Source organism: Patescibacteria group bacterium, from assembly GCA_041650995.1.
GTDB lineage: Bacteria > Patescibacteriota > Patescibacteriia > XYB2-FULL-38-15 > XYB2-FULL-38-15 > JAHIRI01.
In genome coordinates this window covers 475,792-498,913 of sequence record JBAZJZ010000001.1, presented here as the reverse complement: position 1 = coordinate 498,913, position 23,122 = coordinate 475,792, and the positions used below count along the sequence as shown (strand labels likewise).

16 protein-coding genes are annotated in these 23,122 nt (G+C 45.6%); 14 read left to right on the top strand and 2 right to left on the bottom strand.

Going from position 1 to position 23,122, the window contains the following annotated elements; all coding sequences use genetic code 11:
- Positions 1-49: 49 nt before the first annotated feature.
- The 11 genes from WC445_02735 (at position 50) to WC445_02685 (ending at position 17,568) form a co-directional block, all read left to right on the top strand.
- Entirely contained in the window at positions 50-1,114 is a 1,065-nt protein-coding gene (locus WC445_02735) for a radical SAM protein (protein ID MFA5128864.1), read from the top strand.
- Positions 1,115-1,367: 253 nt separating this feature from the next.
- Positions 1,368-1,682 (top strand): MGMT family protein, encoded by a 315-nt coding sequence (locus tag WC445_02730; GenBank protein ID MFA5128863.1) that lies wholly within the window; start codon positions 1,368-1,370, stop codon positions 1,680-1,682.
- Positions 1,683-1,811: 129 nt separating this feature from the next.
- Positions 1,812-3,059 (top strand): trypsin-like peptidase domain-containing protein, encoded by a 1,248-nt coding sequence (locus tag WC445_02725; GenBank protein ID MFA5128862.1) that lies wholly within the window; start codon positions 1,812-1,814, stop codon positions 3,057-3,059.
- A gap of 33 nt (positions 3,060-3,092) precedes the next feature.
- On the top strand, positions 3,093-4,196 hold the full coding sequence (prfB, locus tag WC445_02720; protein MFA5128861.1) for a peptide chain release factor 2: 1,104 nt from the start codon (positions 3,093-3,095) through the stop codon (positions 4,194-4,196).
- Positions 4,197-4,232: 36 nt separating this feature from the next.
- Entirely contained in the window at positions 4,233-5,195 is a 963-nt protein-coding gene (locus WC445_02715; protein ID MFA5128860.1) for an NAD-dependent epimerase/dehydratase family protein, read from the top strand.
- Positions 5,196-5,242: 47 nt separating this feature from the next.
- Positions 5,243-6,397, top strand: a complete 1,155-nt coding sequence (locus WC445_02710) for an MFS transporter (protein MFA5128859.1) — start codon at positions 5,243-5,245, stop codon at positions 6,395-6,397.
- Positions 6,398-6,448: 51 nt separating this feature from the next.
- A complete protein-coding gene (locus WC445_02705) occupies positions 6,449-6,934 on the top strand; it encodes a transposase (protein ID MFA5128858.1) in 486 nt (161 codons plus the stop codon).
- Positions 6,935-7,083: 149 nt separating this feature from the next.
- On the top strand, positions 7,084-7,929 hold the full coding sequence (gene rsmA / locus WC445_02700) for a 16S rRNA (adenine(1518)-N(6)/adenine(1519)-N(6))-dimethyltransferase RsmA (protein MFA5128857.1): 846 nt from the start codon (positions 7,084-7,086) through the stop codon (positions 7,927-7,929).
- Positions 7,930-8,045: 116 nt separating this feature from the next.
- A complete protein-coding gene (locus tag WC445_02695) occupies positions 8,046-8,807 on the top strand; it encodes a hypothetical protein (protein ID MFA5128856.1) in 762 nt (253 codons plus the stop codon).
- Positions 8,808-8,812: 5 nt separating this feature from the next.
- Positions 8,813-9,202: a four helix bundle protein gene (locus tag WC445_02690; protein MFA5128855.1), complete on the top strand. Its 390-nt coding sequence runs from the start codon at positions 8,813-8,815 to the stop codon at positions 9,200-9,202.
- Positions 9,203-9,222: 20 nt separating this feature from the next.
- Positions 9,223-17,568, top strand: coding sequence for a hypothetical protein (locus WC445_02685; protein ID MFA5128854.1), 8,346 nt, complete (start codon positions 9,223-9,225; stop codon positions 17,566-17,568).
- Positions 17,569-17,649: 81 nt separating this feature from the next.
- Here WC445_02685 and WC445_02680 read toward each other — a convergent pair whose 3' ends face one another.
- Positions 17,650-18,120, bottom strand: a complete 471-nt coding sequence (locus WC445_02680) for a hypothetical protein (GenBank protein MFA5128853.1) — start codon at positions 18,118-18,120, stop codon at positions 17,650-17,652.
- Positions 18,121-18,568: 448 nt separating this feature from the next.
- Here WC445_02680 and WC445_02675 point away from each other — a divergent pair, with 448 nt between their 5' ends.
- On the top strand, positions 18,569-19,054 hold the full coding sequence (locus WC445_02675; GenBank protein ID MFA5128852.1) for a hypothetical protein: 486 nt from the start codon (positions 18,569-18,571) through the stop codon (positions 19,052-19,054).
- A gap of 153 nt (positions 19,055-19,207) precedes the next feature.
- Here the strand turns inward: WC445_02675 and WC445_02670 are convergent, their stop codons facing one another.
- Positions 19,208-19,585: a hypothetical protein gene (locus WC445_02670; GenBank protein MFA5128851.1), complete on the bottom strand. Its 378-nt coding sequence runs from the start codon at positions 19,583-19,585 to the stop codon at positions 19,208-19,210.
- A gap of 282 nt (positions 19,586-19,867) precedes the next feature.
- On the opposite strand from WC445_02670, the gene WC445_02665 reads away from it, so the two are divergent.
- Positions 19,868-20,506 (top strand): hypothetical protein, encoded by a 639-nt coding sequence (locus WC445_02665; protein MFA5128850.1) that lies wholly within the window; start codon positions 19,868-19,870, stop codon positions 20,504-20,506.
- A gap of 67 nt (positions 20,507-20,573) precedes the next feature.
- Complete coding sequence (locus WC445_02660; protein ID MFA5128849.1) at positions 20,574-23,117, top strand: hypothetical protein; 2,544 nt, start codon at positions 20,574-20,576, stop codon at positions 23,115-23,117.
- Positions 23,118-23,122 lie beyond the last annotated feature (5 nt).

Below are 23,122 nucleotides of genomic sequence, written 5' to 3'. Positions count from 1 at the left end.
CTAATGTAACATGAACGTGAGTTCTTGGCGAAGAAGCAAGGAGAGAAAAATGGGAAGGACAGAACGACCGCAGATCAAGACGTTCTGGTTGGCGTTGACTTATGGCTGCAACAATCATTGCGCCGGTTGCTATGCCGAACACAGTCAGTTCGTTGATCGGCCAATGGATTTTGACCAGGCTATCAGAATCTGTGGAATGATGAAAGAGATGGGAGCGTCTGACTGTTTGTTGATCGGCGGTGAGCCAACACTCTACCCCCGATTGGCTGAACTGATACGCGCAGGCAGTCAGTTTGACATCGAGTTCAAGTTGGTGACCAACGGACGCAGACTAGCCAATCCTCTGTACATACGGTCGCTTGTCGATGTCGGGCTAAAGCACGCTAGCATCTCTGTAGAGGGATCTAGCGCCAAAGTCCACAACGCGGTGACCAGAACCTTGAGTTTTCGAGAGACGATGGCGGGCGTGGAGAATTGTCTCAGGCTTGGTCTGTCGTTCAACACTCTGCTGACTGTCAGCAGACACAACTTCGGAGAAGTGATTCCGCTAGCTGAGTTGATGCACAAAATGGGAGTGGTTAACATCCTCTTTAACGTTGGTTTGCCTTCGGCTGGCGGTAGCCAAGAGAAAACTGAGTCTTTCGCCTTGTCTCCGGCCCATACGGCTCAAATCGTCACCGACGCCTATTTGGCGTTAAAGGCGAAAGGAATCAAGGTGAAGTTCTTCGCGACGATTCCGTTGTGCTTGTTTGATCAATCGTTGCTGGACGAGATGATGACCATCGGCTGCATCTCCGATGGTGTCCACTGTCACATCTTCTATGGCTCGGGTGCGGTGTTCGAACCTAACGGCAATGTTCTGCCGTGCACTCACTTCGTCGGGCGGCCGCTCTTCAACCTGAGCGAGCAATCCGTAAAAACCGCGACAGACTTTGCCAAGGTCTGGTACGGCAGGAAGGGCATCCACGGAGTCTTCCGGCGTGAGATATGGCGATATCCTCACGAGAAGTGTAAGGGCTGTCGTCACTGGGGGAAGTGTGTAGGAGGCTGTCCTTTCCTCTGGACTCATTTCGACCCAGAGGAAATTATCAGTAGAAAGGAGGTAAAGGAATGAGCGCTGTGCAAATGGTCCGTGCCCTCAAGGGCAAGAGGGCGGCTGCCAAGCCGTTGTCGAAGAAGGACCTGCGGCGGACTTCGAGAGGCCCACAGACCTCCGGCGACCGCAGCAATTGCGACTGTTGCGATTGCGCCGATTGCAGTTGCGACTGCAAGTGCTAGTCGGTGTGGGGTAGGTCAGCCTTGAGAGAGAGCAGTAAAGGGTGCTCTCTCTTTTATTAACTTTTACCCATTTTTTTGCTATAATTAATATGACTCCGTTTCAGGAAAAAGTTTTATTGTTGGTGAAAAAAATTCCGAAGGGAAAAGTTTCGACATATGGAGAAATCGCGCGAATTTTAAAGACCAGCCCCCGGGCGGTTGGAAATGCTCTTCATAAAAATCCTCATCCCATAAAAATTCCTTGTCATCGGGTGGTAAAAGCAGATGGAAGTTTGGGTGGATATGCCGGTGGAATCAGAAAAAAGGCAGAACTGCTTGGAGAAGAGGGGATAGAGGTCAGAAAAAATAAAATAAATAATTTTGCGCAAGTAATTTATAGATTTAATAAAAGGATGAATAAATAATTAACCCAATTTCTAATTTTTAATAAATGACCAAATGCTAAAATGTCTAATGTCTAAAGTTTTGGTTATTGGATACTGTGATTTATTTAGACGTTAGGTTAATTAGGTCAATTAGGAATTTTCAAACCTATGTTTCAAGATAAATCTTTTCAAAAAATTATTGCTGTTGCGGCGCTCGTTGGCTTAATTTTTGGCGGAGTGGGTGGTGTGCTCGGCGGGCTTTATGGTAAGAGCCATATTGTTCCATGGTTTCAAAAGAATTTTTTAGGTGAAGACGTTGTAATCGGAAACGATGAAAGTGAGAGAGTGTTTACTCAGGCGGTTATTGAGGAGTCGGCAACAATTAGCGCCGTAAAAAAAGTTGCTCCGGCCGTTGTTTCAATAATTATTTCTAAAGATTTAAGTAAAATTAATAATTCAAATACTTTTCCTTACGATTTGTTTGGTTTTAATTTTCCTTTTGGTTTTGAGCAGCCAAACACGGGCGGTAATAGTGGCGGCACGGGCAAAACGGAAATTGGCGGGGGAACGGGCTTTATAATTTCTTCGGATGGGTTGATTTTAACTAATAAACATGTGGTCTCAGACACAGCGGCGGAATATACGGTTATTACAAATGACGATCAAAGATATGACGCGAAAATTTTAGCCACTGATCCGGTTTTGGATATTGCCGTCTTAAAAATTGACGCCAAAGATTTGCCAACCGTGGAATTGGGAGATTCCGATAAAATTGAAATTGGTCAGACGGTTATTGCCATCGGTAATTCTCTCGGGGAATATAAAAATGCCGTGACTAAAGGCATAATTTCTGGCATAGGGCGACGGATCGTGGCGAGTGATCGACTTGGTGGTTCAGAGGTTATTGAAGAAGCGCTTCAAACTGACGCGGCTATAAATCCGGGAAATTCCGGCGGACCGCTCGTGAATCTCGCTGGGCAGGTTATTGGCATTAACACAGCGATGAACCAGGAAGGACAGTTGATCGGTTTTGCTATTCCGATTAATGCGGCCAAGCAGGATATAGAGAGCGTAAAAATGAATGGAAAAATTATTCGGCCATGGCTCGGCGTTCGTTATGTTTTGATTAATCAAGAAATAGCCAAGGAAAATCAATTGGAAAAAGATTATGGGGCATTAATTGTCCGCGGCCAAAAGCAGACGGATTTAGCCATAGTGCCCGGCTCACCGGCCGACAAAGCGGGTTTGGTTGAGAATGATATAATTTTGGAAATGAATGGTCAAAAAATAGACGAAGATCATCCTTTAGCCAAGGAAATTGCTAAATCTAAGCCGGGCGATGAAATAACTTTGAAAGTTTTGCACAAAGGCGAAGAAAAAGATGTGAGAGTAACACTTGCCGAGTATAAAGAATAACTTTAATCGGGAGGTTAGTTGTAAATTATGAAAATGGACGAATTAGTTAAAAGCATAGAAGAGTTGGAGCAGAGGATAGAAAAGGCCTTTGAACTTTTAAAGTTAGGAAATAGTAAAAAAGAAATCGTCAAATTGGAAAAATTAACTTTGGCGCCGGAGTTTTGGAAAGATCAGGAAGCGGCGAAGGAAACGAACCAGAGATTGAATGATTTGAAAGAAGAGGTTGAAGTTTGGGAAAAATTAAAAAAAGAAGTGGGGGATATTTTGGATTTGGCCAAGCTCGATCAAAAGGACAAAGAAGTTTCTTTGCGCGAAGAGATTGAAAAAAAATATAATGAGCTTCTCGTTCAATTTAGGAAGTTGGAATTTTTTGTTTTATTTTCCGGCCCGCACGATCGAGCGAACGCCATTTTGAGTATTCATGCCGGAACGGGCGGCACTGAAGCCCAGGATTGGGCAGAGATGCTTCTCAGAATGTATTTTAGGTTTTGCGAGAAGAAGGGATGGAAAACAGAAATTATTGATGAAACGCGTGGTTCTGAAGCGGGCATTAAGAGCATAACAGTAAGAGTCACCGGTCGGATGGCTTATGGATGGCTTCGGAGTGAATCCGGTGTTCATCGCTTAGTCCGTATTTCTCCCTTTGATGCGGAAAAAATGCGGCATACTTCGTTTGCTTTAGTTGAAGTTTTGCCGGAAATTGACGATGTCTCAGAAATAAAATTGGATTCGAAAGATTTGCGGATCGACACATATCTATCAAGCGGACACGGCGGACAAAGCGTGCAGACAACTTATTCGGCCGTTAGAGTTGTTCATCTTCCCACGGGTCTCACCGTAAGCTGCCAGCGCGAACGTTCACAGGCTCAAAATAAAGAAACCGCCCTAAAAATTTTGAAAGCAAAAATTTTACATCTGCAGGAGGAGACCCGAACAAAGGAAATTGATAAATTACGAGCCGGAGTTTTGGCGGCGTGGGGAAATCAAATTCGGTCATATGTTTTGCAGCCGTACCGAATGGTTAAAGATCACAGAACAAAACTTGAAACAGCGGATACAGACGCGGTGCTTAATGGAGATTTGGAACAGTTTATGGAGGCATATTTAAAATGGAAAAAGGAACAGAATAATAAATAAAATTATATATAGTTTAAAAATTGAAAATTTATATTTATGGCAAAGATTATTGTCACTGGCGGCGCAGGATTCATCGGCTCTCACATTGTGGATGCGCTTGTCGGACGCGGTCACCAGGTCGTTGTGCTTGATAATTTGTCTACAGGCAGAAAGGAAAATCTTAATCCAAAAGCAAAGTTTTATAAAGTTGATATTCGTGATAAAAAAATTGGCAGCATTTTTAAAAAGGAAAAGCCCCAGGCGGTATTTCATTATGCCGCTCAAATAGATGCGCGGGCTTCGGCGCGCGATCCAATGTTTGACGCGGAAGTAAACGTGCTTGGGTCAATAAATATTTTACAGAATGCCGCTAATGCGGGCGTGAAGAAAATAATTTTTGCTTCAAGCGGCGGTAATCTTTCTTCCGAGGAGACAGTTTTGCCGACTCCGGAAGATAAAATTTCTTTGCCCGCCTCTCCTTACGGCGCGGCAAAATTTTCCACGGAAATGTATTTGCATTATTTTTGGAAGACTTATGGCATGAAATATATTGCTCTGCGTTTAGCCAATGTTTATGGACCGCGCCAATCGCCGCATGGCGAAGCCGGAGTAGTTGCCATTTTTACCAATAAAATGCTCCAAGGAAAGCAGCCGGTTATTTTTGGCAATGGCAAACAAACCAGAGATTACATTTACGTCGGTGACGTTGTTCGGGCAAATCTTTTGGCGTTGAGATCAAAAAAGGTAGGACCTTTTAATGTTGGAACGGCTCGCGAAACAAGCGTTCTAAAGCTTTTTAAAACTTTAAAGAAATTAACCGGTTCCCGCGCTTCCGAAATTTTTGGCGCGCCGGTCGGGCAGGGCAAGGCCGCCGGCAAAGTTGCCGGAGAACAAATGCGTAGCGTTTTAGATTCTTCAAAAATTCGTCGCGAACTTGGCTGGAAGCCAAACGTAAATTTAGATGAAGGATTAGAGATGACGGTAAGGTGGTTTCAGGGAAACAAAAAAGCAAGTTGCTGAAAATAGATCGGATTTGATAATTGAGCCGTAAATTGAGCCGTAATCAGATGTTTTTACAAAAAATTTTTCATCGTTATTTCGCCGACGGCATGGCGCGGGAGTTGAAAGAACTTTTTTGGTCAACAGCAATTTTGGATTTTGCCATTTCTGCTGTTGGTGTTTTTGAACCCATTTATCTTTACACATTGGGATTTTCTTTATCTAAAATATTAGTTTTTTACATCGCCGTTTACGCGTTGTATTTTTTATTAGTGCCGCTTGGTGGAAAATTTGCCCGGGCCCGCGGCTACGAACACGCGATTCTTTTTTCCACGCCCTTTTTAATTCTTTTTTATTTGTCTTTATTTGCCATTCCCTATCACCCGTTTTTTATTGTAAGCGCGATTATTTCTCTGGCAATCCAAAAAACTCTTTATTGGCCTGGTTATCACGCCGATTTTGCCCGTTTCGGAAAAGACGGATCGCGCGGCAGGGAAATTTCCAATTTAGTGGTGCTCGATTCCATAGTTATGATTTTGGGTCCGGCGTTTGGCGGCGTTGTTATCGCGACCATGGGATTTAAAGTTTTATTTATTATCGTCGCTTTTTTAATTTTAGTTTCAAACATTCCGCTTCTTACCACTCCGGAAAAATTTGTGCCCGTGCCTTTTTCTTATAAGGATTCCATGAAGCGGCTCGTCGCGCCGGAAAATCGCCGGAGACTTTTTTCTTATTTTGGTTTTGGCGAAGAACATCTGGCTGGCTACCTTTGGCCAATTTTTATTTTTTTAATGATTCCGGCTTACGCCTCCATCGGATTTTTAGTTTCCGCCTCAGTTTTTGTGGCGACAATTTTAACTTTATACATCGGAAGGATTACTGACGAAGAATCAAGGCACGAGGTTTTGAAAATAGGGGTTATTTTTACCGCTTTTACTTGGCTTATGAGGGTTTTGGTGGTTTCCGGTGTCGGCGTTTTTATGTCTGATTCGCTGTATCGGGTTTCAAGACGAACAGTCGGCGTTCCGCTCGCGGCGATTATCTATGATGAAGCGAAAAAAACCAGTGTGATGAACTCAGTTGTTTTTCTTCAGATGGCTTTAGTTTTAGGAAAACTTATTGTAAGTGTTCTTGCCCTTGTTGTTCTTTTCTTTTTTCCGGATAGTTGGGTCGCGCTTTTTATTTTGGGCGCGGCGATGACAGCGTTGTACGCGTTGATGTAGGTTTGATATAGGTAGCCGCAGGCTTTATAGCCTGAGTTAAAAGAGCAATCAATGTTTAAAATTAACGAACGAAAGCATCGGCTACCAAGGGATCTTTACATCGGCCAAATAATCTGCGCTTTCACAATTTGTTTGGAGGATAGACAACCGTTTTTTGTTTCTCCGGATGTTTTTAATCAATTAGAGAATATTTTATTAAGCACACTAAAAAAAATTTGTTGTGAGGCCCATATTTATTATTTCATGCCCGATCACTGTCACTTCGTGATAGAAGGGAAACAAGAGTCCTCCAATCTGTATAAGTGTATTGTGGAATTTAAGCAAAGATCAGGCTATTGGTTTTCGTGTTCAAAATTTGGCGTTAAGTGGCAAAAAGATTTTTACGATCATATTTTAAGAAGAGATGAAGACATCATTAAACAAGTTAAATATATTCTGGAAAATGTCCAAAGAAAAGGTTTGGCGCGTGACTGGCTTGGGTATCCTTTTAGGGGCTCTACACTGTATAATTTTGATGATTGGATTTTCGCGGGCTAAAGCCCGCGGCTACCGGCGCGAATGATTTAATTTTGGTAGCCCCAGCCGTGATAATTGATTATTTATTTTGGTAGTCGCAGCCTTTAGGCTGCGTCGTCAAATAGAGCGCGGGCTAAAGCCCGCGGCTACCGCATCGATAATGTGTTTTTATGGAATTATATTCACTTACCGTAATAAAATCGCTTTGTAAAAAATACGGCGTCCGTCCGTCACGGGAATACGGGCAAAATTTTTTAATAGATCGCGAAGTTTTGGAAAGTATAGTTCAGGCGGCCGATTTAAAAAATAATGATACTGTTTTGGAAATCGGTCCCGGGTTTGGCGTGTTGACCGCAGAGTTGATCGGGCGAGCGAAAAGAGTTGTGGCCGTAGAGACAGACAGAAAAATGGCGAAAATATTGGGAGAAATTTTAGACATCCCAAAAAATTTAGAAGTTGTGGAAAAGGATATTTTAAAAATTGCCAATGACGAATTGGGAGTTAAAAATTATGAATATAAAATTGTCGCCAACCTCCCATATCAAATTACGTCAGCAGTATTTAGAAAATTTTTAAGCGAAGAGCCGCGGCCGGAGGAAATTACGGTGATGGTGCAAAAGGAAGTGGCCGAGCGGATTTGCGCCGCGCCCGGCGAGATGAGCTTGCTTTCTCTTTCGGTTCAATTTTACGGTCAGCCGGAAATTGTGGACATTGTTCCTAGACGCGCTTTTTGGCCGGAACCGGAAGTTGATTCGGCGATTATAAAAATTTCTAACATAAAAAATATTTACGAAAGAAATAAAAAAGAAATTGCCCCGGAAAAATTTTTTCGTCTGGCTAAAATTGGTTTTTCTTCGCGGCGCAAGCAGCTGCAAAATAATTTAGCCGGGGGTTTGCGGTTGTCGAATAAAAAAATTAAAGAAGTTTTAGTCAATTTGGGTTTCGATGAACGAGTACGCGCCCAGGATTTGGGTGTGGATAATTGGGTAAAGCTGGTTCAAGCGCTTAATTACTAAATTACTCAATTACCAATTGCTAAATAGCGTGTCAAATTTGGTAATTAAGTAATTGGTAATTAGGTAATTATTTGATTTTGATTGTGTATTTCTTTTATGCTATACTATATTAAAGTATGGAAGGAATAAAAAATGAACCCGAAAAAGAACGCCGAATCAAAATTGGGGTGACGATTTTGGTGATTTTATGCGTGATTGCTGTTCTAGGAATAATTTGGCAATATCCCAAATATTTGCGCGCCCCTTTCGCCAGATACGGCCAAGATATAGGGTTATGGAAATCGCAGCTTGAAGCAGACGCGGAAAAATTGGCCGCCATGAAAGAGACCGATACAGATGGAGATGGATTAACCGATTATGATGAAATCTATATTTATGGAACGAGTTCATATTTAGCCGATTCTGATTCAGACGGGTTTTCTGATAAAGAAGAAATTTCTTCAGGAAACGATCCGAATTGCCCGGCGGGGAAAATTTGCTCCAAGGCCGGAGAGGAGGGGGCGGCAAAAGCCGAGCCAATAGTCACGCCGCCCGTTGAGGAAGAATTGGGAGGATTATTAGCCGGAACAGCCACGGCGGAAGAAGTGCGCGACGCCCTGCGGCAGGCCGGAGTTGATGACGCAACTTTGAATAAACTTGATGATAAAACTCTTTTAGAACTTTATAACGAAACCCTCCGCGAATCAGGCGGGGCGGTAGTACCAAGCAATACAAACACGAATTCCACATTGCCAACAAATGTTAACATTAGCGAGATGACGCCGTCCCAACTCCGAGAACTTTTACGGCAGGCCGGAGTTGACGATGCAACTTTAAATAGCGTTGATGACGCAACTTTGATGAAAATTTTTGAAGAGACGGTGAATAAGGGGAATTAGGAATTATGAATCAGGAATCAGGGAAGATAAAATCTTTTACCGACCTCGATGCGTGGAAAGAAGGACATAAATTAGTTTTGGACATTTACAAATTGACGAAGATATTTCCCAGGGAGGAATTATTTTGTTTGACAAATCAACTGCGCCGCGCGGGAATTTCTTTTACATCAAATATTGCCGAAGGATTTAGTAGGCAGTCCTTCAAAGAAAAATTACAATTTTATTCAATGGCGCTTGGCTCTTTAACGGAAATTCAGAATCAATTATTAGTGGCCAGAGATATTGGTTATATTGCCGGAGCAGATTTTAATAGAATTGCCGAACAGACCATTAAGGTGAATAAAATTACTAACGGTTTAATCAAAAAATCAAAAACCATAATTCATAATTCCTGATTCATAATTCATCTTCAGTTATGTCTGTTATCCAGAGAAATTATAAAGTAAAAAAATGGACTGTTAGCGCGGTTTTGATTTGTTTTATTTTGACCCAGGTTGTTTCCGGCGTCTTTTTATATGCTCGTCCGGCCGAGGCGCAAATGGTTGTTTCCGACCCGGTAACTGGCGCCCAAACAACAATTAAAAACATAAAAGATTTTTTGAAAGTTCTGGTAGTGAATGCGGGAACAATGGCTTTGATTAACGCCGCCTCGCGCTTCATGCAAAAATTATCGTATGATTTGGCTGTTAGTCTGGCTTCCGGCGGGGGCGGACAGATGCCGCTTTTTTCCACTGAAGGTTGGGGAGATTATTTAGGTAACGCCGCTTTAGACGCGGCAGGTGAATTTATCGGAAGTTTTGGCGAAATGGTTGGTGTTAATTTTTGCGCTCCGCCAAATCCGAGACTGGGACTTGCTCTTCAGCTGCAGTTAGCCCAAACATACGCGGACGGATTGCCGCCACCAACTTGCGAATGGTCGTCGATTCGTTCAAACTGGGAGTCATTTATCGCTGAAGTGCAAACAGAAGATTTTTTACGGGAAGCAGCTTCGCAGTTTCAAATTGGTTACGGAGCAGGCACGGATCTTGATTTAGCAATGAGCGCGTATGTCGGAGCATTCAATGCGGAAAGAAGCGCTTCTGATACGGCAGCCTTAACCAGAGAAGAAGGGCAAGGTTTTTTACCTTCATCAGAACTTATCAGCGGAAAAGTAAAAACTCCGGCGGAAGTTATTCGCCAAACTTCGGAAATTCAAACTGAGGGTCCGGTTGACGCGGAACAATTAAAGTGGAGTCTTTCTGGCCAGGCGCTCTCGGCTGGGGCACAGGGAATACTTTCGGTGATGGTATCAACTTTTGTAAGTACCCTGCTTTCCAAAACAATGGAGAATATTTTTAGTAAAGGGATGTATTCTCTGGCGGATCTTTTTCCGAAGGGTGAGGACGCGACCTCAAAAGAGGGAACAGCCTGGGGCGGACGGCGTGCCGCGGAGCTGGCTTTTGCCGATTTGCTTGTGCCGCAAATTAAAGAAGGCGGCACTTACGATATCTTATCTGATTTTATTGTTTGTCCTGAAAAATTTAAAGGCACAAATAATTGCGTGATGGATGGAAAATTTGAAGCCGCGGTCCGGCAGGCGCAAACCGGAGAGGCGCTCACGATTAGCGAGGCGATCAAACAGGAATATTTGCACGGCGAGTGGCCACTATTTCCTCCTTCAAACACAGCAAAAAATCAGGATCCAAATTGTTACACTTATGGCTATTGCTATAGCAATCTCGTTAAATTAAGAAAGGCGAGAATTATTTCCATTGGTTGGGAAATTGCCGCGCAAAGTCAAACAAGCAGCGAACCCGTAAGTTTAAAAGAAGTAGTTGATCGGTTTCATGATTGTAATTATACCGATCCGGCTTATCCAGAAGGTAAAGCCGATACTGAGCATCCGTATTGTCATTTAATTGATCCAGACTGGATTTTGAAAGCGCCGGCCGAGCAATGCCGCGCGCGGGTTTATGGGCCGTTGCTTCAAACCACGGAAAACAGTTTCCGCCAGGAAACATGTGTTGATTCACCGACTTGTATTGCTGAAGATGACCAAGGAAATTGCGAAGGCGGCTGGGGTTATTGCACCAGAGAAAAAAATATCTGGCGGCTGGACGGAGATAAGTGTGATGCGCAATACGATACTTGTAAGCTTTTAAAACGAAGCGACGGGCAAAATGTTTCTTATGTCACAAACACGGTTGATTATGGTCCGCCTTGCAATGCCGATGACATTGGCTGCCGTTGGTATTCAACTCGACAATCAAAAGTCGGGGACGACTGGCTCTGGCAAGATACGCTTACTGGTTCGGGAACCGCGGCCCGCCGATCAGACAGAATTTTCTTTAATAAAAATATTACTCAATGCGACGAGCCGGGTTGTAATGAATTTTTACGGACAACGTCGGATACAAAATTAAATTTAGTTAGTAACAGCAGTTTTGAAAATTTTACCGGAACGGCTGGTGATGGTGTTAAAGATGAATTTGCTTCTTGGCCAATTCCTTGGGGGGTGTACGGCGATCCAAACGCGGAAGCTGCTTCGGACACCTATTTCGGCCGAACCGCAATAAAGGCAAGCGGAGTCATCGGTCAAACGGTTCGATTGGATAAGGAGCGCGGCGGCAGAACTTTTACTCTTTCCCTTTATGCCAAAGGTTGCGCTGCGTCCAGCACGTTTGATTTTGGCGGAACGATCACTGCAAGAAATACTCCAGCACCTTCGGAAACGTCGTGGCAGAGATATCAGGTTACTCATTCATTTCCAAGTGGAGATACGGCGACAACAGTCAGTATCGCTTTTTACAATGCCTCAATGTCCCCATCTGCTCCATGTTTGATTGACGCCGTGCAACTTGAAGAGGGATTTTTTGCTTCGCAATACCACGAAGGCTGGGGAAGAACCGGCGAAGCGCTTTATTTGAAAGCCGCGCCAGATTATTACTCTTGTTATGACTACACTTCAACCGGTGCCTTGAATAAAACAAACGACGCCGAACAATGCCAAAATTACGCCAAAGCCTGCGAAGAAAAAGACGTGGGTTGTGACGAATTCCGTCCGACAAACGGCGACCCGTCTGTCCCGGGCGTAGCCAGTTATCCGGATGATTATTGCCCGGCCGAATGCGTTGGCTATCAAACATTTAAACAAGTCGCGACTGATTTTGAACAAGATAAATTCCCGGTTTATTTTATCCCGACGACAGGCAGAACTTGTAACGCCGCGGACGTTGGCTGCGATCAGTTCACGAGTTTGGAAAACGAAGCCGTGGCAAATTTCAGCGTGATTCGCCGCTGCGAAAAACCCGGCGCGACAGGAGCGGCTTTCTACACCTGGGAAGGAAGCGACACAACCGGTTATCAATTGAAAACTTGGAATTTGAAGATGGGCGGAGCCACGACCCCGGATAGCGATCCGAGTGGCGGAGTTCCTCCATGCACCGCGCTTCTCTCGGACGGTTTAACTTGCGACAGCGCTTCATTTGTTGGTCTTTGCACCAAGGCAGATTCTTTAATTAATCCTGATTGCCGTGAATTTTACGATTCTGCCGGATTGAAACATTATAGGTTGTATTCAAAAACAATTATCATGACGGACGATTGCCACCCGTACCGCAAAACAATTTCCAGCACGGCTGATTGCGGAACTTCGGGCGGAAGATGGGATGCGGTAAAAAGTGAGTGTGCTTACAATGTTTATTTGCCCGAGTCTCGTACTTGTTCAAACGAAGCAGTTGGTTGCCGAGCTTATCGCGGCAATGCCGGAGCAAATACGGCAGTGATTTTAAATGATAATTTTGATGATTCTTCAATAGCCAACTGGGACGAAGCAGATTTGCCGGTTATAAGTTCTGAATCGCTTGTTGTCGGCGGGAAGTCCTTATCCTTTGGCGCTACGGGAACACTAGATAAAAATTTGGGCTCCGCGGTTAGACAGAATGGCCTTTACACCTTATCTTTCTGGGCTAAAGGAAATAGCAGATTAGATATTAAATTTTTGGGCGCCACGTCTTCCGGCAAAGAATTTAGTTCAGCGACCAAGAGTCCGACAAATCTTTCTTTTGACTGGCGATATTTCTCGCTCGGTCCGGTTTATGTTGATTGGAGTGTTGCCGGCGGAGGTGAAACTTTGCGGATTGCCTCGGTGGGCGGAACAACCCCAGTTTATATTGATAATATTATTTTGAGAGAAATTCAGTCGTATATTTACGTGGTTAAAAATTCATGGAATACGCCAGCTTCCTGTGATCGGTCTTTTGCGGTTGATTTTTCAATTGCTGATCAAGGAGATTGCGCTACTGCCGGGGGTTCGTGGAGTTCAGACCGCAGTGAGTGTATTATTTCCGCGCTTTTGCCACAAGCCCAGCTTGGCTGCGCAAGTTATTATGATCGCGCGAATGGTTTGCATTATCTAAAATCTTTTTCAAGGCTTTGTTCGCCCGACGCTGCCGGCTGCGCGAAATTATTAAAAACTAATAATAACACCTCGGCGACCGCGGAAACTTTCAATACGGAAAATGACAGCGAGCCGGCTCTTTCGGAAGAAGAAAGATTGTCCGACAATGTTACGATTCCGACGGATTCCTACGCATACATCGTGGTAAACGACGAATATAAATGCGCCGCGCAAAATAAAGGTTGCGCTGAATTTGGTTCGCCGACCTTGGACGCCGCCGGAAACGTGAAGGTGGGGGATGACGGCAAACCGCAGTATGATACCGTCAATCTCTTGGCCAATCCGGCGCTTTATAATTCCCCGACGGGAAGAATTCTCTGTCAAGTCGGGTTTTTGTCCTGTGAAGAATACACCACGACCGACGGCGGAAAAATGTATTTTAAAGATCCGGGCGTTCGGCTTTGTGAATGGAAAGATAATGTGACGGTCAGCGGACAAAACGTTTCCGGATGGTTTAAAAAGGGAAGCAATCCGCTTGAACCTTGCGATCCGGCGAATTTCAGCGGCGGGTATTACAATATTTGGAAAAATGGCGACGCAAATTGCAGCCTGCCTTACGTTTGCCAGAATACCGCGGGTTGCGCTTGCACTGTTGGTACAGCCGGGGCTACCGGCAAGACCGGAACAACTTGCACAGTTTCTTATAACAAACGATCCTGCCCGTACTCCGGTTGGGTAGGCGAGTGTATTCCGCAGGCTGACCGGTGCACAAAATTTGTTGATCCGGCCGATACTTCAGATGACCCTCTAGGCGCGGCATATTATTATATTAAGAATGACAAAATCAGTTCAGGGAACTGTAATGGCATGGCTTCGCAAAAAACTGGTTGTGCTCTGTTTAATGATACAAGCAATCCGCAGTTGACTTACAATGCCAACGCGACATATTTAAGCTCGGAAAAGAAAACGGGTGATCCGGGCGGGTTAGTCGCGCCGATTGATTGCACAAAACAAAATTGTAAGCTTTGTGTCAATGGCTCAATCAGGGGATCAAGTTTGGATACGTATGAAATCTCGGGTGTCACTTGCAATACAGACGCCGATTGCCCAGGCGATCCGGCACCAAGGCCTGGCGCGTCGGGTTGGAGATGTTTAAGCACTTTTGATTTAGGAGGACAGAGAGTTGTTCAAATTTCTTGTCCGATAGGCTCACCAGCCCCGGAGTGCAGGATAACTTACAGGGGGCAAACTTCTATTTATACATCTGGCGGGCCACAACGTATCGCTGTTAACCCGAACGACTCTAACACTCTTATCCAAGTCCGCCGCGATCGCGTTTGCGGGGAATGGCTGACGTGCTCTGGCACGACTTCAACTTTTGATCCGCAAACCGGACGACAGAAAGTTTTGTGCAATACGGTTACATCTTGCCGACAATACGCAAAAGTAGGACAGGCTACGGCGCAATGTACTGATTCCAATTTTACGCCGGAAACCTCGCGCAAGATTTTAAGTAAAGATTTGTATGTTTCTCGTGACGTTACTTTCAAGGGAATGGATTATTCGGGCGATTCAATTTATAACCAATATCAGGCATTTGATTTGCGCGCGGTAAATATTGGCACAGAAGAAAGTCCAGTCCAGACCTTGGGTTTTGTTGACGATCGCTGTTTTGACGCCGCTGGTAGCGTTATTTCTTGTGCCACGCATCCTCCGGGATTTTGCGCTAGCGAGACAAATGGTTCACGATGCGGTGATAATGGTAAATGCTTCAACAATATTTGTATAACTAATTTTCGCGGTGATCCATTCGCGCCAGGCGCGCTTCTGGCGATGACCGAGGAAAACGCGGAAAAAATTTCCTGCCGCGCTTATCCGGAACAATCATCTCCTTTTCCAAATAGCGTAGTAAAGAATTGGTCGCCCTTGAGTAAACAACCCGGGTTTAGCGGCGCGAATATTTGCGAAAATGGGGAAGATTGTGAATGTTCATACAAGAAAGCGAGCTATGGTAGTGGCGCGTTAACAAAATATTTTGATAAAGATAACGTTTCTTTGCCAAGTATTTGTGTAGGCGGAAAAGAGCCGGGTAAAACTTGTGCCGATGATAGTGAGTGCCTGGGCGATGGCAAATGTTATTCCGCTGAAAAAATAGATGTTGTTCTTGGCTGGAGTGGATTTTGTTTAGAACGCGATACATCAACTTCAATTAACGGGAAGCCGGATCAGTTGGCCTGTCTTACTTGGTATCCAATGGATCAAATTCCCGGCATGCCAGATTTATATAATAATTATGAAACAGCAGGGTTCCCGTTGGGAAATAAATATTATTGTTTAGAGGCCGGTGTTTTTAGAAATTTAAGTCCGGTTGGTTTTGATAGTGAAGATGATCGTGAATGTGCGGAATTAGGAGGATATAGCGGTTGTGTCGGAGGAGAAGATTGCTATTGCCATGCTGAACGAGGCGAAGCTCTAGGAGCTTGCGCTAAAAACATAACACAATGTGATCCGGTAAATGATTTTGCTTTAATAACTCATTGCGAATACGAAGGATGGTGTGAAGAAGATATAGGAGATAATGATTGTCCGTATCGTTGCGTGCCAAAAAATTCAAAGCGGCCAGATGATTCAAGCTGTAATTTAACTCGCGCTGCAGATCGCATAAATAGCAATGGTTTAGAAGTTTATTATGTTGATAATTTACGCGAGACTTTTGATCAGTTTAAAGATTGTCGCCGAGAAGGCGGCGTTGAAGAGGGGGCCGGATACCGCAAATACGCCAGTCATTCAGACCCGTTCATTGGTTGCAAGGTTTTTTATCAAGTCGCGGGCACGAGTGATAGAGACGCAAATAAGGCGTGGACTGACAGGATCTGGCAAGATGGCGGACACCCAGTGGTCGCCGATCCGTATCAATCTTTGCTTGGCTATTTTTATGATGTAGAGCCCCGACCTTTTGGCGCGTCCAGCAGCGACCCGTTAAATGATTTCTTAACTATTCCTACTTGCCGAAAGGATACAGATAATTTGACAATTAGTTTAACAAATCCTGATTTAAGTTGCCCGGCGTCTGGCTTTACAAAGTATCCGGAAGAAGGTGTTGGTTTGACTGTGCCAAATGAAGATAGGTCTTACACTTCCGTCTATCGTTCTCCGGCAGCAGGAGGAACGTCATGCAGGGTGGCGGAAGATTGCACGCGTAATTGGATTTGCGGCAATGTCCAGTGTCATAAATCGTGTGCTGATGACGCAGAATGCGGAGCCATGGGTCCATGCGTCTTTGGTGGAAGCACGGGCAGAGGTTATTGTCAGGCAAGCACGCCTTTAGCTGATTCAGATTTTACTGGTGATTTGGTAAGAGAATGTAATTTTATTGCCGGTTATAGCCCTTCAGCGCCAATTGGCGAGTGTAAAACAATTGGAGGAACGGCTTTGCCGCGTCAGTGTACCACTCATGAAGAGTGCCGTAATTTTGATTGTATTAGCGGCGTTTGTGTCCAGGCGGGGAGCGAGCCGGCTGGCAGCGTTGAAAAAGAAACAAGCCGAGCGGCACACGAAAGAATCAGGCAGCTTTTCGCCAAACGTTACGGATTATTTACGTGGGATAGTTTAACGGCCGTTTATTCAGGCTCCGATGTTCCGCCAGCCGATATTACAGATACTTCAAAGAGCGGAGCGTTACCGGCTGGTGTAACTGCGTGGCCCTCTCCGCCACAAATTTGGCCCATCACCGACTGCCAGGGCGACAAGTGCAAACCTTTAATGGAGGAAGGGCCTAATTTAATTCAAGGGATTTCCGTAAACGGGATAGACGGCACGGGTTTAACTCCGTCCGGCGCCAGCGAACCAGTAAACGTCGTCGGCTATGGCGGAGAGCTTTACGCTGTTATGCAGTTCTTCGGTACAGCCGATAAAAACGCGGGTCCTATCACCAAGGTGGTTGTAGACTGGAACGCCGGTCCGGGCACTTCAAGCACCACCACTGGCCGCTACAAAAACCATCTTGGCCGGGAAGGTTGTGATAATAGAGACTTTGCCCATTCAACCGGCGCTTGCACTGAAGACCATTTCTACTTTACAAATATTTATAACTGTCCTTCTAACGCCGCGAGCACTGTCCGCGCCTGTGTTTCTGATTCAGACTCCAATTGTTTCGCCGCGGTTTGCCCTGAAAACGTAGATGGCGCTATCCCCGGCAATGGTTCCTGCTGCGTCTTCAAACCAAGAGTGCAGCTTACTGACAACTGGGGTTGGTGTAATGGGAGTTGTACTGGAAGAGTGAATGGGTGTTATGATTCAGAGTGCTCTCCAGAGCGGGAAGGAGAATCGGGTATAAATCATTGGACATATTTTTCCGGCAAGGTCATTGTAGTACCCAGGTAATAGAAAAAAATTTACGAAAAGAAAAAAAATCCGGCGACGCAAACCTGAACAGGTGTTCAAGTTCGCGTCGCCGGTTTCGGTTCACTGGGGATCAGCCCACCATGTGCCGTGGGAAGTTCCCTCCGATTCATCCCACAATCCTTCCATGCGGGGGGGGGTCTGGGTGAAGTTGCCGGTGATCGTACGATCGGAAGCAGCACAATCTCGGAAAAGTGAAACGTAGCCACTCTCCGAAATGGTGCCGGAGTACTCGCAAAGGTCATCCAACCCAATCACAAGACATCCGTCCTGCTCGAGCGTGAGGGTGTAGTATCCTTCGTAACCCAAGTCGTTCCGGTACGTCAGCGCCCAGTCGCCGGCGATGTTCGGGCAGGCCGTGCTCTCGTCCGTCGTGCCGTCCTCGGCCGTGTCGGGATCGGCGTCCGCGTCCGCGTCGGAGCCGGCATCGCTGTCGGCGTCCATTTCCGCGTCGTAGTCGTCGTCCCCGTCGGGGCAGCCGGTCGTGAGACCGAACAGGATCGTGATCATCGCCACCATCCAGAACTTCGTCATGACTTTCCTCCAGTTATGGCCTGAGCTTGTCGAAGGCCTCCCTTCGACTCCGCTTGCGCGTCGCTCAGGGAATAACACCCTTGTTTTCAAACACGGCTCATTCCGTGTCTGGGGCTATAAAGCCCAAGCGAAAAAGCGTTATTTACGCCCTTTCGTCCAAGCTTTAAAACACCTTTTAATATACTATATTTTCAAGGTTTTGTCAAGACCCGTTGACGTTTCCCCTCTTAAGGTAAGAGGGGATTAAGGGGAGTTATGAAAGTATCCCTTTTCTTCATTATATATCATTATATCCCAAAAAGATAACGGTCGTCTTACGGAACCCCTCACCCTAACCCTCTCCCCCAAGGGGCGAGGGAAAATTTTTATCTCCGGCTTTGGCTTTACCGCATCCGGTGCTACAGAACCTAAAAATGTCGTTAGTTACGGCGGCCAATACGTCGCCACCATGCAATTCTTCGGCACGGCCGATAAAGATACCGGTCCGATCAGATCCGTTCAAGTCGACTGGAATGATGATAGCGATATCGCCGGAACAAGAAACGCTCGCTACAAAAACCATCTTGGCAAAGATGCCTGTGATAACTCAGATTTTGCCCATTCCGAAGATCGTGCCTGCACTGATGATTATTTCTACTTTACCCATACTTATAAATGCCCTTCTAACGCCGCGAGTACTGTCCGCGCCTGTGTTTCTGATTCAGACTCCAACTGTTTCGCCGCAGTTTGCCCTGAAAACGTAGATGGCGCTATTGCCGGCAACGGCTCCTGCTGCGTCTTCAAACCAAGAGTTCAGCTTACTGACAACTGGGGGTGGTGTAATGGAGATTGTACGGGGACGGGAAGAGGGTGTTATCTGAGTGATTGTGACATCGGTGATGTCCAACCGCACTGGACATCCTTCGCTGGCCGTGTCATAGTTGTGCCGAAATAATAAAATATTTTCAGATAAAAAAACGCCCCGCATTCTGCACTTTGCAGTTTGCGGGGCTTTGGCATTACTGGCGATCGGCCCACCATTGGCCGTATCCACCCCCCGTAGAAGTCCAGTTTCCCTCCAGTCGAGGAGGACTCACGAGATTGCCAGTCAGTGTACGGGTACCACCGTAATCGCGCCAGAGAGAGAGCCGTCTTCGTTGACGGTGCCGGAGAACGCACCGCCATCATCGTCGTAGCCACTCAAGGAGCAGCCGCTCTGTTCGAGCGTGAGGATGTAGTGCTCATCGAAACCCGTCGCATCACTGTGGTATGTCAACGCCCACTCGCCAGCCACGCTCGGGCAGTCGGCGGTCTCGTCCGTCGTGCCGTCCTCGGCCGTGTCGGTCTCGGCGTCCGCGTCGGAGCCGGCATCGCTGTCGGAGTCCATGTCCGCATCCGTGTCGTAGTCGTCGTCACCGTCCGGGCAGCCGGTCGTCGTGAGACCGAACAGGATCGCGATCATCGTCACCATCCAGAACTTCTTCATTGTCAATCCCTCCTCCGCCTCTGGCGGATTCTTCTTTCCCGCCTCTTCGGCGGATTTTTTTGTTTCAAACACGGCTCATTCCGTGTCTGGGGCTATACAGCCCAAGCGAAAAAGCGCTATTTACGCCCTTTCGCCCAAGCTTTAAAACACCTTTTAATATACCTTATTTTCAAGGTTTTGTCAAGGAATGTTAACCTCCCAAATCGGGAGTTTTTGTGTTATAATAAAATAATTCAAAGTTTGCGGAAATCATCGCAGACAATTTTTACTTATCCCTTTCCCATGGCAAATTTCGAAGAACAAGATTTTCAAAATGAACTGCGCCAGGCGCAAGTTGCTTCGTCGAATCAGCCGGATGAAGAAGCGCCGGAGGAGGAGCTGGACGAAGAGCCGGAAACGTTAGAATCGCCCGAAGATGAACAGGTGGCGCAGGCATCGCTCTCAGGCAAAAAAGCTCAAGCCGCGGCGGAGAAAAAAATCGGGCAAGGGATTCAAAAGGCCGGAGAGGTAGGGAAAGGGGCGTCTTTTCTTTTGCGGCGGATTGGCGGAATTCTTATTTCTTTTGGCGCGGGAGCCGGAATATCCATAATCGGTTTGATTTTTGGTTTGCCGCTTTTATTAATCGGCATTGTTATCGTCATTATCGGAATTTTTTCTTCAATGGCCTCGCAGGCAACTATTATGGCCGGAGAAGCGATGGAAAAGAAAGCTAAAAAAGAAGAGAAAAAAATTGCCAAAGCCGGAGGGGGCGGAGGAAAAGGAATGCTTGATGTTTCGGAAAAAGCGGCAGAGGCGGCTAAGGTCGCAAAAAAAGCCTCAGGTTTTCTTGCCGGAGTGTTTATTTCCATCGGGTGTTCATTTTTAGGATTATTTTCGGGATTTCTTTTTATAGCGGCGATTGTGATGTTTATTGTAAGTTAAATTTGGCTTGCATCAATTTTTGTAGTATAATATTACAAAGAAGAAGTAAAAGAACAACAGACTAATTATGTTTGAATTTTTTAGCCCAAAAAGAAGAGTCTTGGTGACAATTTTAGTATTGGTCGGATTCGCAGGGATCTTGCTTTTTGGCCTTTTCAGTTTTTCTAAACCGGCAGAAGCAGGGGCTGCCAGAGCGCTTGGCTGGGTTGGAGCGGGAGCACTTGCAATTTGGGGTATTTCAGAAGTTTCAGAGGGCATTCAAAACGCCATTGCCAGTTTTGATATAATAATGATCAATCTGCTTGGCGGATTAGCTAAACTTTTGGGTAAACTTTTTACTTGGGTAGTGGGAATGTTGGTTCAAGTGGCGGCGTATAATAATTTTTTGGATGCCACGGCGGTCGTCACCGGCTGGGTAATTGTTCGCGACCTGGCCAATATGTTTTTCATTTTGATTTTACTTGTAATTTCCATTGCCACAATTTTGCGGGTTGAAGCATATTCATACAAAAAATTACTGCCAAAACTTTTGTTGATGGCAGTTTTAATTAACTTCAGCAAAACAATTTGCGGCATTATCATCGATTTCGCGCAAGTCATCATGCTGACTTTTGTGAATGCTTTTCAGGCCGCGGCCGGGGCGAATTTTTTTCAGGCACTCGGCATTAATCAGATGTTTAGTTTTGAGACCCTTGCTAATGAGGCGGGTGCGGCTGACCAGCAGTGGGATTTGGTGGGTACAGCTTTTTTAGCCTTGATTGTCGTTCTAATCGCGACTATAACCGTAGGAGTTTTGATGGTTGTGCTTGTGGCGAGAATTGTTATTCTTTGGACCCTAATAGTGCTCTCGCCTTTGGCATATCTTTTGGCTTCTTTTCCGCAAGGCCAGCAATATGCCAAACAATGGTGGGATGAATTTTCTAAATATGTAATTTCTGGGCCGATTTTAGCTTTTTTTATTTGGTTGGCCTTGATTGTGGCCGGCGGGGGAACGGCTAATACAGAAATAGGAGTTGATTCCACGGCGCTGGACGCGGCCAATGGTTTGGGTGACATTGGAAAATATAATAATTTATCATCGCTTGTGGTTGGAGTGACGATGCTTTTAGTTGGTTTAATGTTTACACAAAAGTTAGGGATTATTGGCTCTGGCGCGGCTGGCGCGGCTTTGTCGGGATTAAGAAGAGCGGGGACTGCCCCGTTTAGAACAGCCTGGAGAGGGGCAAAAGGCGGAGTTGGTTTGGCCTGGCGTGGGACAAAAGGCGCGGCAAAATTTGGCGCGGGTCAGGTTTCAGAACTTACATATGCCAAAACCGGCGTGGCGTTGCCTTTTTCCGAGCGGAGAAAAGAGGCAAGGGCAAAGAGAAGAAAAAATATTTCCGCGATGCGCGAAGCAGAAGGTATGGCAAAAACTGCCGAGCGTATGGCCGGCGGCCGGGCGTTTTTGGCTTCGGTTATTGATCCGCGAGCCGCTTCCAAAATGAGCAGATGGGAAATGGCTAAAGCGACTTTGGGCGGCAAAGAAGCGCAGGGAAAAGTGCGGCGCGCGGCGGATAGTTTGGCCGGCGCGGCGGCTTCGGAAATGCGGTCGGTTGATCCGTTGCAGGCGGAAAGATTAAAACAGAGAACTGAAGCAGCGATTGGCGAGAGGCAGGCGGCCGGGCAGATTGCGGAAAGGGATGGATTGGAACTTAAAGTCAGGCGGGGAGAGGCAGATGTGTTTGGATTAGAGAGAGGAATTCAAGGTATTGCCAAATCTCGTGAAAGGCAGGGTATGAGCGATGCTGCATTGAGGAAAGATTTAGCGAATGAGCGCGCAGAAATGCAAGTTGCCGAGGAAGAAAAAAAGACGCCGATGACGCCAGAAGAGAGGCAGCAAAGATATCAAGAATTATATAATCAAAATTTATCAGATATTGATGTTGATAAGGAGAGGAAGGGTTTAGAAAAATTTTTCAAGGAAAAGGGCGGAGTTAGCGCCGCTCAAAAATTGGAAGGCCAGTGGATTTTGGAAAAAGGAAAATTGGAAGATAAGTTGAAAATCGACGCAAGTAATTTGGAAAAAGTTAAGTTGAGGTTGGAAAATCCGGATGCGGCGCGCGACGCGGCAAGATCGGATAGGGACGACGCAGAAAAGAGCATTTCTCGATTGTCTAATGAGAAGAAAAATAACCAGCTTGAGTTGAATAAATTAATAGAAAAAGCGTCTGCTCCTGGTGGATTTTTAACGCCGGCTGAACGAGATAAAAAGTTTGATTTAGAAACAAGACAAAAAGAGATTGATGTTGATATTAAACAAGATCAACAGGTTATTCAAAACATTGATGTAGAATTAAAGTCTATTGAGCAAGCGGCTGGTGCAGAAAAGGTTAAGGGGGCGCAGGAATTTTTTGGAAAATCATATAAACAGCAGTTAGAACAAGCAGTCAAGAGTGCCGAATCTACTTTAGAAAAAAGTTTATCTCAAAAAATGGCAGAGCTAATAAAGGAGAAGGATTTTAATAACTACGATAAACTGGGAGAGGTCTGGAAAAAGCAGGGTCCAGAGGCGGCAATTGCTGAGTTTGAGAGGATTAAGGCAGCTAAAGCCGCCAAGGTCCAAACTTCGTAAAAAAT

Bases quoted from the DNA above. Each gene is read 5' to 3' on its own strand.
- WC445_02670 (MFA5128851.1), bottom strand. From the start codon at position 19,585: ATGAAGAAGTTCTGGATGGTGACGATGATCGCGATCCTGTTCGGTCTC.
- WC445_02730 (MFA5128863.1), top strand. From the start codon at position 1,368: ATGACTCCGTTTCAGGAAAAAGTTTTATTGTTGGTGAAAAAAATTCCG.
- prfB (MFA5128861.1), top strand. From the start codon at position 3,093: ATGGACGAATTAGTTAAAAGCATAGAAGAGTTGGAGCAGAGGATAGAA.
- WC445_02705 (MFA5128858.1), top strand. From the start codon at position 6,449: ATGTTTAAAATTAACGAACGAAAGCATCGGCTACCAAGGGATCTTTAC.
- WC445_02725 (MFA5128862.1), top strand. From the start codon at position 1,812: ATGTTTCAAGATAAATCTTTTCAAAAAATTATTGCTGTTGCGGCGCTC.
- WC445_02675 (MFA5128852.1), top strand. From the start codon at position 18,569: ATGCAATTCTTCGGCACGGCCGATAAAGATACCGGTCCGATCAGATCC.
- WC445_02680 (MFA5128853.1), bottom strand. From the start codon at position 18,120: ATGACGAAGTTCTGGATGGTGGCGATGATCACGATCCTGTTCGGTCTC.
- WC445_02735 (MFA5128864.1), top strand. From the start codon at position 50: ATGGGAAGGACAGAACGACCGCAGATCAAGACGTTCTGGTTGGCGTTG.
- WC445_02685 (MFA5128854.1), top strand. From the start codon at position 9,223: ATGTCTGTTATCCAGAGAAATTATAAAGTAAAAAAATGGACTGTTAGC.
- WC445_02665 (MFA5128850.1), top strand. From the start codon at position 19,868: ATGGCAAATTTCGAAGAACAAGATTTTCAAAATGAACTGCGCCAGGCG.
- WC445_02715 (MFA5128860.1), top strand. From the start codon at position 4,233: ATGGCAAAGATTATTGTCACTGGCGGCGCAGGATTCATCGGCTCTCAC.
- WC445_02695 (MFA5128856.1), top strand. From the start codon at position 8,046: ATGGAAGGAATAAAAAATGAACCCGAAAAAGAACGCCGAATCAAAATT.
- WC445_02710 (MFA5128859.1), top strand. From the start codon at position 5,243: ATGTTTTTACAAAAAATTTTTCATCGTTATTTCGCCGACGGCATGGCG.
- WC445_02660 (MFA5128849.1), top strand. From the start codon at position 20,574: ATGTTTGAATTTTTTAGCCCAAAAAGAAGAGTCTTGGTGACAATTTTA.
- WC445_02690 (MFA5128855.1), top strand. From the start codon at position 8,813: ATGAATCAGGAATCAGGGAAGATAAAATCTTTTACCGACCTCGATGCG.
- rsmA (MFA5128857.1), top strand. From the start codon at position 7,084: ATGGAATTATATTCACTTACCGTAATAAAATCGCTTTGTAAAAAATAC.